The organism is Mesobaculum littorinae, assembly GCF_004011175.1.
Lineage (GTDB): Bacteria > Pseudomonadota > Alphaproteobacteria > Rhodobacterales > Rhodobacteraceae > Tranquillimonas > Tranquillimonas littorinae.
The window spans coordinates 514,514-527,285 of the sequence record NZ_RQXX01000003.1 but is presented as its reverse complement, the minus strand read 5'-3'; the positions used below and the strand labels follow the sequence as shown (position 1 = coordinate 527,285).

Below are 12,772 nucleotides of genomic sequence, written 5' to 3'. Positions count from 1 at the left end.
GATTAACATGTTATGGAACGGCGACGCAACGGGACGTTGCAGGGCCGGTTCAGAACCAGTTCAGAGGGAAGAGGGTGCCCATGTTGCAGGATATCACCGGCCGCGCGGCAATCGTCACCGGCGCAAGCTCGGGCATCGGGCGCGGCATCGCGATCCAGCTGGCGCAGGCCGGCGCGGTCGCGATCTTGGCCGCCCGCAGCGCCGACAAGCTCGAGGCGCTGGCAGCCGAAATCACGGCAGCGGGGGGGCGCGCCCATGCCATCCCCACCGACGTGGGTGACGAATCGCAGATCCTGCGGCTTTTCGACAGGACGGAGGCGCTGGCCGGGCCGCCCGCGATCCTGGTCAACAACGCGGGTATCGCCGACGACACGGCGATCGAGGACCTGTCTCTCGCCCGGTGGGAGGAGATGCTGCGCGTCAACCTGACCTCGGCCTTTCTGTGCGCGCGCGAGGCGGTGCGCCGGATGAAACCCGCGGGCGGCGGGCGCATCGTCAACATCGGGTCACTCTCGGCGAAAAGCCCGCGCGCGCAGTCGCCCGCCTATACCGCCACGAAGTTCGCGATCGAGGGGCTGACGAAATCGCTGCTTCTGGACGGGCGCGACCATGGCATCACCGCCTGCGCGCTGCATCCGGGTGCAACACGCTCGTCTCTCGCACCCGGGATCACCGACCTGCTGGAAGAGAACTGCATCTTCCCCGAGGACCTGGGGCGCCTGGTGGTGTTGATGTGCCAGATGCCGCCCGACATCGCGATGACCGACACCACTATCCTGCCTGTCCGGGTCCCGTTCCTGGGCCGCGGCTGACCGTCCCGGCCGCCTGCGCCGGGCGGCAGGGACGGAAGCAACCGCGGTGGGGAATTTCAGTCAGGCCCGTCCTCAGGGTCCGGCCAGGGGGCCCGCGCATGCCCGCGGCCAACGACCCCGGGCGGGCCCGCGGAACGGCCCGCCGGGCGGCCACGCACGCGCATCCGCGTGACCTGCCAGGACGGCCTGCCCGTGCTGGGTGTCAGCCCGCCATGCCCAGCTTGCCGGGGTTCATCAGCCCCTTGGGATCGAGCGCGCGCTTGATCGCCTGCATCGCCAGCACCGCGGCGTCGCCGTGTTCGCGGCGCATGAACTTCAGCTTGCCCAGGCCCAGCCCGTGCTCGCCACTGGCGGTGCCGCCCATCTCGAGCGCGCGGCCGACCATCAGGTCGGCAAGCCTGTTCGCCTCGGCCAGATCCTCCTGGTTGCCCGGGCGGATCAGGTAGCTGGCGTGGTAGTTGCCGTCGCCCACGTGGCCGACCACCTGCCCCGTCAGGTACGACCGGTCGATATCGGCGCGCGCGGCCATGATGCTTTCGGCCAGGCGCGAGATCGGAACGCAGATATCGCCCGTGTAAAGCTCCTTGCCCGGCTCGATGGCCTTGGTCGCGAAGTAGAGATCGTGCCGCGCCGCCCAGAGACGCCCGCGTTCGTCGGCATCCGCCGACCAGGCGAACCCCGCGCCGCCGTGATCGGCACAGATCGCCTCGGCGATGCGGGCCTGCTCGGCCGCCCAGTCCTCGGTGCCATGGAATTCGAACAGCAGCGTCGGCGCCACCGGCAGGTCGAGCTTGGAATAGGCGTTGACCGCGGCGATCGCGACCTCGTCCAGGAATTCCACGCGCGCTGCGGGAATGCCGTACTGCACCAGCTCGATGACCGAGTTCACCGCATCCTCGACAGACCCGAAGGTGCAGCTGGCCGAGGTGATGGCCTCGGCGACGGGATGCAGCCGCACGGTCAGCTCGGTGATGACGCCAAGCGTCCCCTCGGCGCCCACGAAAAGATGCGTCAGGTCGTAGCCGGTCGCCGACTTGCGGGCCCGGCTGCCGGTCTTGACCACCTCGCCGTCCGCGGTGACGGCGCGCAGGCCCAGCACGTTGTCGCGCATCGTGCCGTAGCGATAGGACATCGTGCCCGACCCCCGGGTCGACGCGATGCCGCCAAGGCTCGCATCCGCGCCCGGGTCGACCGAGAACATCATCCCCGTGGCGCGCAGTTCGGTGTTCAGCTGCTTGCGCGTGACGCCGGGCTGCACGACGGCCAGCTGATCCTCGGGCCGCACCTCGACGATGGCGCTCATCTCGCGCGTCGACACCGAAAGGCCGCCGCGGGTCGGGATCGTGTGCCCCTCGACCGACGAGCCCGCACCGAAGGGCACGATGGGCACGTCATGGGCAGCACAGGCGCGCACGATCTCCTGCACCTCGGCCTCGGTCCGTGGAAAGGCCACCGCGTCGGGCAGGGCCGGCGCGTGATACGAGGTGTCGCGGCCGTGATGTTCGCGCACCGCCTGCGTGGCCACCAGCCGGTCGCCGAGGAGCGGCTGCAACGCTTCCAGCACCGCGCGCACGGCGGGTTTCTCCATCGTCTCGGTCATCTTTCCGTCTCCTCCCGCCGGGGCATGTCCCGGCCTTCCTTGTGCCACGGCGCAGCCCCGGCACGCGCCGCCCTATCCTGCCATACCCGGTCGCGGGCCCGACAGGGCGCCGCGATATCGCCAGCGCCCCTCCGCCTCTGCCGGGCGCTGTCGGACCCGGTAGCGGCAATCGCCGCGTGTCCCGGATCGTGCCCCCCCGGCTCGCCCGTCACCTACCGCAGGGCCGTCGCGCCGAGGGATCCCGGCGATCGCGTCGTCACCCCTCATGGCGCTTCCTCCCCGAAGGCGAGGGCGGGCCAGCGGCCGGGATGGCGGTGTGTCATGCCCCGTGCGCCAGCGCCCGTCAGCGCGCCGGACTGACCCAGCGCGATGCGGTATTCGTCGATCAGTGTCTCGGCCACATGGGCGGGGCCGTCCTGCCCCAGCGCCGCCAGCCCCAGCATGAACGCCCGGCCCGCCAGCACCCCGTCGGCGCCACAGACCTGCGCACGCAGGATGTCGAGGCCCGAAAGTATCCCGCCATCCAGCAAGAGGGTCGGCGCGGGCCCCACCGCATCGCGGATCGCGGGCAGCACGTCGATGGGCGCGGGCGCGGCATCGAACTGGCGCCCGCCATGGTTCGATACGATCACCCCGTCATATCCCAGCGCGACCGCGTTGGCGGCATCGGCAGGGTGCTGCAGGCCCTTGACCAGCATCGCCCCCGGAAAGGCGTCGCGCAGCCGGGCCAGCACCGGCCAGCCCGCGCCGGCGCCGGGCCCCTCGCGCGCCACGAAGCCCCCGATCGACCCGCGGTCCGGGGCGTCCGCATAGGGTGCAAGGTTGGCGAATTGGCCTACCCCGTGGCGCGCCAGGGCGGCCAGCCATGCCGGGCGGCTGGCCGCCTGCGCGATATGGCGCGGGCCCGGGCGCATCGGCATGCGCAGCCCGTTGCGCATGTCGCGATACCGCCGGGCGGGCAGCGGCACGTCCACCGTGACCGCTACCGCGGTCACCCCCGCCGCCGCCGCACGGGCCAGAAGGTCGAGGCTGACGCGGTGGTCGTCGCCCGGCATCGTGTAAAGCTGGAACCAGCGGCCCTGCTCCAGCCAGCCCGCGACCTGCTCGACAGGGTGCGAGGCCAGCGTGCCAGCCATGTAGGGCAGCCGCGCCGCACGGGCCGCGCGGGCAAAGGCGCGGGTGGCGCCGGGCCAGATCGACCCGTCGCCGCCGATGGGCGCGATGGCCAGCGGCGCGGCGAAACGCTCGCCGAAAAGCGTCGCGCCGGTGTCGAGACCCTCTGCCCCGACCCCGTAGCGCGGCACGATTTCAACCGCGTCAAGCGCCGCCCGGGCCCCGCCCAGCGCCAGGTCGTCTCCCAATCCGCCGACAACGAAGTCGTGCAGGAACCCCGGCAACCGTCGCCGGGCCCGCGGTGCCAGATCCGCGACGCGCGGATAGCGCCTGCGCCACCGGGCAAGGCGATCCTCGACCGTCATCACGTGCCGTCCTCCCCTTGGGGGCCTGCGCCGCAGCCCCACGCCGCAGCCAGGCGCCCCACCCTGCCCGAGATGTATGCATTTCGTCCAGAAATGCGCCAACCTCCTCTTGGCGATCCGGGGTCGGGCGCCCCTTGGGCATATCCAGCGGCGGCGGAAAGACCCTTGTGCCACCCGCGCGATTATGCTGATCTTTTCCCAGCATGCGGGGTTTCGCGCCCACGGGTCAAGCACCCGCATCACGCCGCCGGACGGGAGGAGCCCGGCTGCATACAGACAAGGGGGGAAGGCAGCCCGGACACCACCGGGCTGCGGGAGGAAACGACGAAGATCACCGAAACCGTCAGCCCGGGCGCCGGGGGCGCTGCGCGCGCGCAGTCACACCCCGGTCGTCAGGGCTGACCCGGTCCGCCGGACCGCCCGGCACGCCGAAATCGACCTCGGCGTCCGGGCCGCGCCCGAAGTCCGGGCCCGAACGACCCGCATGCGTTTCTTTGGGAGGAGGAACCGCCATGTCCATGATCGCAATCGCGCGCGACGGGATCGTCGCGGCGGCGGCCCTCGTCGGCCCCACGCCCGGGGGGCATGGCGCGCGCCTTGCCCTGTCGCACCGGGGCCCTGGGGCACGGCAGGGACGGAGGACCGGGATCGCACAGCGGGCGCCCCGGGCCGCCCGGGCGCCACTCGGCCACCCTAGCATGACCCCGGCGCCGCGCGACTTTCGGTCGCCGGCCGGGGGCGCGGGCGGCGTGTCCCGACACAACCACAAGACCGAATTCACCAAGGGAGGAACGACTTGATGAAACTGACACACCTCATGGCGGCGGCATCCGTCGCCGCGCTGGGCACCGCGGCACAGGCGCAGGAGACCACGCTGGCCCTGTCGCATTGGCTGCCCCCCACACACCCGTTGCAGACCACCGGCATGGAGATGTGGATCGACGCGATCGAAGAGGCCTCGGGCGGCGGGATCGCGATCGAGATCTATCCCGCCCAGCAGCTGGGCGCGGCACCCGACCACTACGACATGGCGCGCGATGGGATCGTCGACATCAGCTTCATCAACCCCGGCTACCAGCCCGGGCGCTTTCCGATCATCTCGGCCGGCGAGCTGCCGTTTCACATCGACAACGCCAAGGCGGGCAGCCGTGCGTTCCATGAATGGTACCAGCCCTATGCAGAGCAGGAGATGAGCGACGTGACCGTCTGCCTCGTCCACCTGCACGATCCGGGCACGCTGCACGGCAAGGAGGGGCAGCTTCTGGTGCCGTCGGATATCGACGGCAAGAACGTGCGCCCCGCCAACGGCACCACCGCGCGGATGGTCAACCTGATGGGCGGCGCCAGCGTGCAGGTCCCCGCGCCCGAGATGCGCGAGGCGCTGTCGAAGGGCACCGCCGACATCACCGCATCGCCCTGGGGGTCGCTTTTCACCTTCGGGGCGCAGGATCTCGTGCAGTCGCATCTCGACGTGCCGCTTTACGTCACTGTCTTCGCCTTCCTCATCAACACCGATTCTCTGAACGCGATGTCCGAGGAGAACCGGCAGGTGATGATGGACCACTGCACGCCCGAATGGTCCGAAAAGATCGCCTCGGGCTGGGCGGATGCCGAGGCGGAGGGGCGCCAGCAGATCATCGACCTCGGGCATGATCTCTATGCCCCCGACGACGCGCAGCTGCAGGAGTGGAAGGACGCGACCGCCCCGCTGGTCGACGAATGGAAGCAGACCGTGACGGATGCCGGGATCGAGGATGCCGACGCCGCCTACGACGCCTTCGTCCAGAAGATCCGCGACGCGGACAGCATGGTCGAATGACCGGCGCCCCCTGATGCCGACACCGGGGGCGGGCCCGACCGCCGCGCCCGCCCCCGGCTCGCCGGAACTTGGTCCGCCCGCGCTGGGCCCGCCCGCGCCAGGCCCCTCCACCCCCGGCTCGTCCGCACCTGATCCGCGCATATCCTGTCCGCCCGCCCCCTGCCTCCGCCACCACAAAGGAACCATCACCGCATGATCCGAACCTTGGAACGCATCTGCCAGGCCGTCGAGGTCATCGCCGGGCTGCTTCTGGGCGCGGTCACGCTCCTGGTCGTGGCCTCGGCCGTGGGGCGGTACCTCTTCGCTGCGCCGGTGCCCGACGCCTTCGACATCTCGCGCCTGATGATCGGCGCCTGCATCATGTGGGGCTTTGCCTCGGTCGGCTATCGCGGCACACACATCAAGGTCGACCTCTTCGTCGAGATGGTGGGACCGCGCATCCGCCGCTGGGTCGATTTCTTCGCCTGGGCGGTACTGCTGGTGTTTGTCGTCCTGCTGACGTGGAAGATGCTGGGCCGGGTCGAAAGCGCCTTCGCCTCGAACGAATCCACCTTCGACCTGCGGCTGCCGGTCTGGCCCGTGATGACGCTGATCTGGATCGGCACCGCCTTTTCCATCTTTACCGTCGCGGTGCGGATGTTCCTGATCGCCGCGGGCCTTGGCACCCTCGATCCCGAAGATCCCGCCGAGATGAGGGTCGACTGATGTCCGGAGACGCGCTTGCCATCACGGGCTTCGTCGCCCTTTTCATCATGATCGCCCTGCGCGTGCCCATCGGCGTCGCCATGGGGCTTGTCGGCGTCGGCGGCTTCGCGGCGGTTCGCGGGATCGACCCCGCACTGAACCTGCTGGCCACCTCGCCCATCCGGGTGATCGCCGACTTCAACCTCAGCCTCGTGCCGTTCTTCATCCTGATGGGCGTCTTCGCCACGAACTCGGGGATGAGCCGCGAGCTGTTTCGCGTGGGCAACGCCTGGCTGGGGCAGTTCCGCGGCGGCCTGGCGCTGTCGACCATCGCCGCCTGCGCGGGCTTTGCCGCGATCTGCGGATCCTCGGTCGCCACCGCGGCGACGATGACCAAGATCGCCATGCCCGAGATGAAGCGCTTCGGCTACCGCGAAGACACCGCGTCGGGCGTCGTGGCCGCGGGCGGCACGCTGGGCATCCTGATCCCGCCCTCGGTAGTGCTGGTGGTCTATGCCTACATCACCGAAACCGACGTCGGCGCGCTGTTCATCGCGGGGATCATCCCCGGCCTCCTGGCGGTGCTGATGTACATGGCGACGATCCTGATCGCCCACCGCCGCGGCCTGCCCGACGGCACACCCTTCGACCTGCGCGAAGCACTGTCGTCGCTGTCGGGCGTCTGGGCGGTGATCGTGCTGTTCGTCGCGATCATCGGCGTGATCTACGCGGGTATCGCCACGCCGACCGAGGCCGCGGCCATCGGCGCCTTCCTGACCATGGTGATCGGCGTCGTGCGCCGCCGCATGGGGCTGCGCGAGATCACCGAAAGCCTGGTCGAGGCGCTGCGCACCTCGGTCACGGTCTACACCGTGCTGATCGGCGCGATGCTCTTCGGCTATTTCCTCGCCATCACCCGCGCGCCGCAGAAGCTGACCCAGTGGCTGGTCGGCATGGACATGTCGGCGCATGGCACGCTGGCGCTGATCCTTCTGTTCTTCGTGCTGGCGGGCTGCATCCTCGACAGCATGGCGATGATCATCCTGCTGGTGCCCATCGTCTTTCCGGTGATCACGCAGCTGGGCTTCGACCCGATCTGGTTCGGCATCATCATCGTGATGACCGCCGAGCTGGGCCTGATCACCCCGCCCGTGGGCATCAACGTCTTCGTCATCAACTCGATCGCCCGCGAGGTGAAGCTGACGACGATCTTCCGTGGCGTGCTGCCCTTCATCGTGTCGGACATCCTCCGGCTGATCCTGCTGGTGGCATTCCCCGCCATCACCCTCTTTCTTCCCGGGACAATGAACTGATGATCGAGCCTCCCCGCCTGCGCCTGACCTGCCAGATCGACGCCGAACTCGGCCCGCCCATGGAACGCGGCACCGTCTCGGGCGCCGTGCACCGCATCATCCCGATCATCGGCGGCACCGTGTCGGGCGAACGGATCTCGGGCCGGGTGCTGAACCTCGGCGCCGATTGGCAGATGGTCCACGACAGCCACGCCGAGCTTGATACCCGCTACGGGCTGGAAACCGACGACGGCGCCTTGATCGACATCCGCAACTTCGGCCTGCGCCATGGCCCGCCCGAGGTTCTGGCGGCGCTGGCGCGCGGCGAACCCGTCGCGCCCGAGGCCTATTACATGCGCACGCACCCGCGCCTGCACTCGGCCGATCCCCGCTATGCCTGGGTCAACCGCACGATCTTCCTGGGCACCGGCGAACGCTACAAGGAGGCGGTGCGCATCGGTATTTTCGAGGTTCTGTAGCGGAAGGGAACCCGGGCGCCTCAGCCCCGTTGCGCAGACATGGACTGGATCGCATTTCCCATCTTCCTGGCCACCTGCGCCGCCGCGGGGGCCACGGGCATCATCTTCAAGCCGGGCACGTGGTACGCGCAACTGTCAAAGCCGCCATGGACCCCGCCCAACAAGCTGTTTCCCATCGCGTGGAGCGTGATCTACGTGCTGATGGCCGCCGCCGCCGCGCGCATCGCGGCGCGCGACGGGATCGGCGTGCCGCTGGCGCTCTGGTCGCTTCAGATCGCGCTCAACACCCTTTGGACGCCCGTGTTCTTCGGCAACCGGATGATCCGGGCGGGGGCTGCGGTGATCGGCTGCCTGGGGCTGGCGATCACCGCGACGATGGTCGCGTTCTGGCAGATCGACACCCTCGCGGGGGTTCTGCTGCTGCCCTACCTTCTGTGGGTGCTCTACGCCGGGTCGCTGAACGTCGCGATCTGGCAGCGTAACCCGCATGCCACCGGGCTCAGGCCCTCCGAACGCTCGTCGTGACGTAGTTCACCGACAGATCGCGGTCCGACAGGCTCCACGACCAGCCCAGCGGATTGAAGACGAAGCCGGTGCGGTCGACCGGGTCGAGCCCGGCGCGCCCGATCAGCGCGAACAGTTCATCGGGGGTGATGAACTTGGCCCAGTCATGCGTGCCCTTGGGCAGCCAGCGCATCACCCACTCGGCCCCGACGATCGCCATGGCAAAGCTCTTGGCGTTGCGGTTGATGGTCGAGCAGATCATCACGCCGCCGGGCTTCAGCAGGTCGTGGCAGGCGCGCAGGTAGGCCTGCGGGTCGGCCACGTGTTCGACCACCTCCATGTTCAGCACGGCGTCGAACTGCTCGCCCGAGGCGGCCATGTCTTCGGCCGTCGTGTGGCGGTAGTCGATTGTCAGGCCGGATTGTTCGGCATGGACCTGCGCGACGGGGATGTTGCGCGGCGCCGCATCGGCGCCCACGACATCCGCCCCGAGCCGCGCCATGGGTTCCGACAGAAGCCCGCCGCCGCAGCCGATATCCAGGATGCGCAGCCCGGCAAAGGGCGCAGGCGCGCCCAGGTCGCGACCGAACTCGGCGGCGATCTGGCGGCAGATGTAATCCAGCCGGCAGGGGTTCAGCATGTGCAGCGGCTTGAACTTGCCCTGCGGGTCCCACCATTCCGCCGCCATCGCCTCGAACTTGGAAACTTCGGCGGGATCTATCGTGCTGGCCTGCATGGCCTCTCCTTCACTTGGCGGTTCACGTGCGGGCGTGTCTTTCTGCGCCCGCCCCATGGCCGGATGCCTTTCCCCGCTATATAGGTCAATCATGGACAAGGTGACCGGCCAAATCAGCGCAACCCAGTTTCTTTACCCGCCGACCGACCCTTTCGACCAGCGGATGCTCGAGGTCGGGGACGGTCACAGGCTTTATGTCGAACAGTGCGGCAACCCCGATGCCCCGGCCGTCATCGTGCTGCACGGCGGCCCGGGCGGCGGCTGCTCGCCCGCGATGCGGCGGTATTTCGACCCCTCGGCATGGCGGATCATCCTGTTCGACCAGCGCGGCTGCGGACGGTCGCGCCCCCATGCCAGCGTCGAGAACAACACCACCTGGGACCTGGTCGCGGATATCGAGCGCATACGTGAAACGCTGGGCATCGACCGCTGGGTCGTCTTCGGCGGCAGCTGGGGCGCGACGCTGTCGCTGGTCTACGCCCAGACCCACCCCGACCGCGCGCGCCACCTTGTGCTGCGCGGCATCTTCCTGATGACCGAGGCCGAGCTGCAGTGGTTCTACGGCGGCGGGGCGGGCATGTTCTGGCCCGAGGTCTGGCGCCGGTTCACCGACCTCGTCCCCGAAGCCGAACACGACGACCTGATCGCCGCCTACCACCGGCGCCTGTTCTCGGGCAACGTCACCGAAGAGACGCGCGCCGCCCGGGCCTGGGCCAGCTGGGAAAACACGCTGGCCTCGATCGACAATGACGGCCCCCGTGGCGAAAGCCCGGCGGAATACGCCCGCGCCTTTTCGCGGCTGGAGAACCACTATTTCACCAACCGCGGGTTCCTCGAAGAGGACGGCCACATCCTGAACCGGATGGACCGGCTGGCCGACGTGCCCGGCACCATCGTGCAGGGCCGCTACGACATGATCTGCCCGCCGGTCGCCGCCGATCGGCTGCACCGGGCGTGGCCGGGATCGGCCCTGATCGTGGTGCCCCGCGCGGGCCACGCCCTGTCCGAACCCGGCATCAGCCGAGAGCTGGTTGCCGCGACCGACCGCCTGCGCAGTATTGCCCGCTAATTGGGCATTTGCCCGGAACAGGGTGTCGCAAACCGGCAGGATGTCCCGTTTGCGACATCCGGTGTCGGTTTCGGTTTACTAATCCCGCGCAGCCTCTTAAAAATGCGCCCTAATAACGAAAATTGAAAAGGGGGATACCCTTGGACTCTGTAGCGCGTGTCGTCGCCCAGAGGCTCTTGCTCGGGATACTGACTCTGATCGTCGTATCTGTCGTCATCTTCGTCGCCGTGAACCTGCTGCCGGGCGATTTCGCCCAGGCCTTCCTGGGACAGGGCGCGACCGAAGGGGCGGTGAATGCGATCCGGCGCGACCTGGGGCTCGATCAGCCTCTTGTCCTGCGTTATTTCCACTGGCTTGGAAACGCGCTGACCGGTGATCTCGGGACGAGCTTCGCACAGGCCAATTTCTCCAGCTTCACCGGCACGGCGGCCGAGAACCTGCCGACCGTGGCGTCGCAGATCGCGCCGCGCTTTGCCAACACCATGTTCCTGGCCGCCGTCACCGCCTGCATCGCGGTTCCGCTGGCCCTGACCCTCGGCATCCTTGCGGCGCTCTACCGCAATTCGCTGTTCGACAAGACGGTCAACATGGTGACGCTGAGCTCGATCTCGAGCCCGGAATTCTTCCTGGCTTATATCCTGATCCTGTTCCTCGCGGTGCTGAACCCGGTGCTGCCTTCGATTTCGAACATCTATGCCGACATGGGGCTGGGTCAGCGGCTTGAACGCACGCTGCTGCCCGCGCTGACGCTGACGCTGGTGGTCACCGCACACATGATGCGGATGACCCGGGCGGCGATCATCAACCTGCTGGCCTCGCCCTATATCGAGATGGCACGGCTGAAGGGGCTCAGCCCGATGCGCGTCGTCGTGCGCCATGCGCTGCCCAATGCGCTGGCGCCCATCATCAACGTCATCGCGCTGAACCTTGCCTACCTGATCACCGGCGTCGTCGTGGTCGAGGTTGTCTTTGTCTATCCCGGCATTGGTCAGCTGTTCGTCGATGCGGTGAAGAACCGCGACATCCCGATGGTGCAGGCCTGCTGCCTGATCTTCGCCTGCGCCTACATCCTGCTGAACCTGCTGGCGGATGTCCTGTCGATCCTGTCGAACCCCCGCCTGAGGCACCCGAAATGAGCTGGTCTGGTATCTTCGCCGCGATCGTCGTCCTGGTGCTGACGGCCTGGGCGTTCCGGTTCGCGGGCCGCAGGACCGGGCGCCCCTATTTCCGCGACATGGGCTTTGCCTCGGCCCTGGGGTGGGTGCTGCTGGTCGCGCTGGTGGCCTATGCCGTCTACGCGTTCTTCTTCGTCGACCAGGCGGTGTTCTTCCGCTGGCTGATCATCGGCGTCGTCATCGCCGCCGTCTCGGCCTTCGCCTTCCGGCTGCTGGGTCGCCACGTGGGCACCGCCGGCAGCCGCAAGGCGTTCCGCCACATGCCGCTGACGGCAAGCTTCGGCATCCTGACGATCGTCGTCTACGCTCTGGTCGCGATCTTCGCGGCGTGGCTCGCCCCCTACGGGCAGGAGGCCATCGTCGGCAACGCCAACATCCTGCCCGGCGGCAATCCCGCCACGGGCGGCGATCCGGCCTTTCCGCTGGGCACCGACCAGATCGGCCGCGATCTGATGAGCCGGCTGATCTACGGCGCGCAGAACACCGTGGGCATCGCCTTTGCCACCACCTGCCTCGCTTTCCTTCTGGGCGGCACGCTGGGGTTCCTGGCGGCGACGGTCGGCGGCTGGCTGGACCAGGTCATCAGCCGCGCGGTCGACGTGCTGATGGCGATCCCCTCGCTGATCTTCGCGCTGCTTCTGATGACCATCGCGCTGGCCTGGGCGGGGTCGTCGGGCGGGCAGCTGACGCTTTACATGATCGTCATCATCGCGGTGATCGATTCCACCCGCGTCTACCGGCTGGCCCGCGCCGTCGCCGGCAACATCGTGGTGATGGACTACATCGAGGCGGCGCGCCTGCGCGGCGAGAGGATGGGCTACCTGATCTTCCGCGAGGTGCTGCCCAACGCGACCGCCCCGCTTCTGGCCGAGTTCGGGTTGCGGTTCTGCTTCGTGTTCCTGACCATCGCCTCGCTGTCGTTCCTGGGCGTGGGCATCCGCCCGCCGCTGGCGGACTGGGGCACGATGGTGCGCGACCTGAGCCAGTTCATCAACTTCGCCGGCTATTCGCCCCTGACCGCGGCGCTGCCGCTGATGGCGGCGGGGGCGATCGCGCTGCTGACCCTGGCGGTCAACTTCCTCGTCGACTGGATGCTGCACCGTTCCTCGGGACTGAAGGACTGA

Annotated in this window: 12 protein-coding genes; 9 read left to right on the top strand and 3 right to left on the bottom strand. The window is 68.6% G+C overall.

What is annotated here, in order from left to right; all coding sequences use genetic code 11:
* The first annotated feature begins 80 nt into the window (after positions 1-80).
* Positions 81-812, top strand: coding sequence for an SDR family oxidoreductase (locus EKE94_RS11725; protein ID WP_235855992.1), 732 nt, complete (start codon positions 81-83; stop codon positions 810-812).
* 202 nt (positions 813-1,014) lie between these two features.
* Here the strand turns inward: EKE94_RS11725 and EKE94_RS11720 are convergent, their stop codons facing one another.
* Together EKE94_RS11720 and EKE94_RS11715 are read right to left on the bottom strand one after the other, a co-directional pair.
* A complete protein-coding gene (locus EKE94_RS11720) occupies positions 1,015-2,412 on the bottom strand; it encodes an FAD-binding oxidoreductase (protein ID WP_235855991.1) in 1,398 nt (465 codons plus the stop codon).
* A gap of 263 nt (positions 2,413-2,675) precedes the next feature.
* On the bottom strand, positions 2,676-3,890 hold the full coding sequence (locus EKE94_RS11715) for an alpha-hydroxy acid oxidase (protein WP_164870901.1): 1,215 nt from the start codon (positions 3,888-3,890) through the stop codon (positions 2,676-2,678).
* Positions 3,891-4,689: 799 nt separating this feature from the next.
* On the opposite strand from EKE94_RS11715, the gene EKE94_RS11710 reads away from it, so the two are divergent.
* From EKE94_RS11710 to tspO, 5 genes are all read left to right on the top strand, one after another.
* The gene (locus tag EKE94_RS11710; protein WP_127906779.1) at positions 4,690-5,709 is read left to right on the top strand and encodes a TRAP transporter substrate-binding protein; all 1,020 of its coding nucleotides are present in this window, start codon (positions 4,690-4,692) and stop codon (positions 5,707-5,709) included.
* Positions 5,710-5,901: 192 nt separating this feature from the next.
* Positions 5,902-6,414 carry a TRAP transporter small permease gene (locus EKE94_RS11705; RefSeq protein ID WP_127906778.1) on the top strand — a complete coding sequence of 171 codons (513 nt, stop codon included), beginning with the start codon at positions 5,902-5,904 and terminating at the stop codon, positions 6,412-6,414.
* Positions 6,414-7,706, top strand: coding sequence for a TRAP transporter large permease (locus EKE94_RS11700; RefSeq protein ID WP_127906777.1), 1,293 nt, complete (start codon positions 6,414-6,416; stop codon positions 7,704-7,706). Before EKE94_RS11705 ends, EKE94_RS11700 begins: the two co-directional genes overlap by 1 nt.
* Positions 7,706-8,164, top strand: coding sequence for a DUF3237 domain-containing protein (locus EKE94_RS11695; protein WP_127906776.1), 459 nt, complete (start codon positions 7,706-7,708; stop codon positions 8,162-8,164). The genes EKE94_RS11700 and EKE94_RS11695 overlap by 1 nt, the downstream gene beginning before the upstream one ends.
* A 39-nt stretch (positions 8,165-8,203) precedes the next feature.
* Positions 8,204-8,689 (top strand): tryptophan-rich sensory protein TspO, encoded by a 486-nt coding sequence (gene tspO, locus EKE94_RS11690; protein WP_127906775.1) that lies wholly within the window; start codon positions 8,204-8,206, stop codon positions 8,687-8,689.
* On the opposite strand, the gene ubiG is transcribed toward tspO, so the two are convergent.
* On the bottom strand, positions 8,664-9,404 hold the full coding sequence (gene ubiG / locus EKE94_RS11685) for a bifunctional 2-polyprenyl-6-hydroxyphenol methylase/3-demethylubiquinol 3-O-methyltransferase UbiG (RefSeq protein WP_127906774.1): 741 nt from the start codon (positions 9,402-9,404) through the stop codon (positions 8,664-8,666). The two genes, tspO and ubiG, sit on opposite strands and share 26 nt — an antisense overlap.
* 91 nt (positions 9,405-9,495) lie before the next feature.
* Between ubiG and pip the strand changes: the two genes are divergently transcribed.
* The 3 genes from pip (at position 9,496) to EKE94_RS11670 (ending at position 12,772) form a co-directional block, all read left to right on the top strand.
* On the top strand, positions 9,496-10,473 hold the full coding sequence (gene pip / locus EKE94_RS11680) for a prolyl aminopeptidase (RefSeq protein ID WP_127906773.1): 978 nt from the start codon (positions 9,496-9,498) through the stop codon (positions 10,471-10,473).
* A 140-nt stretch (positions 10,474-10,613) separates the two neighbouring features.
* Positions 10,614-11,609 carry an ABC transporter permease gene (locus EKE94_RS11675; protein ID WP_127906772.1) on the top strand — a complete coding sequence of 332 codons (996 nt, stop codon included), beginning with the start codon at positions 10,614-10,616 and terminating at the stop codon, positions 11,607-11,609.
* Positions 11,606-12,772, top strand: coding sequence for an ABC transporter permease (locus tag EKE94_RS11670; protein ID WP_127906771.1), 1,167 nt, complete (start codon positions 11,606-11,608; stop codon positions 12,770-12,772). Before EKE94_RS11675 ends, EKE94_RS11670 begins: the two co-directional genes overlap by 4 nt.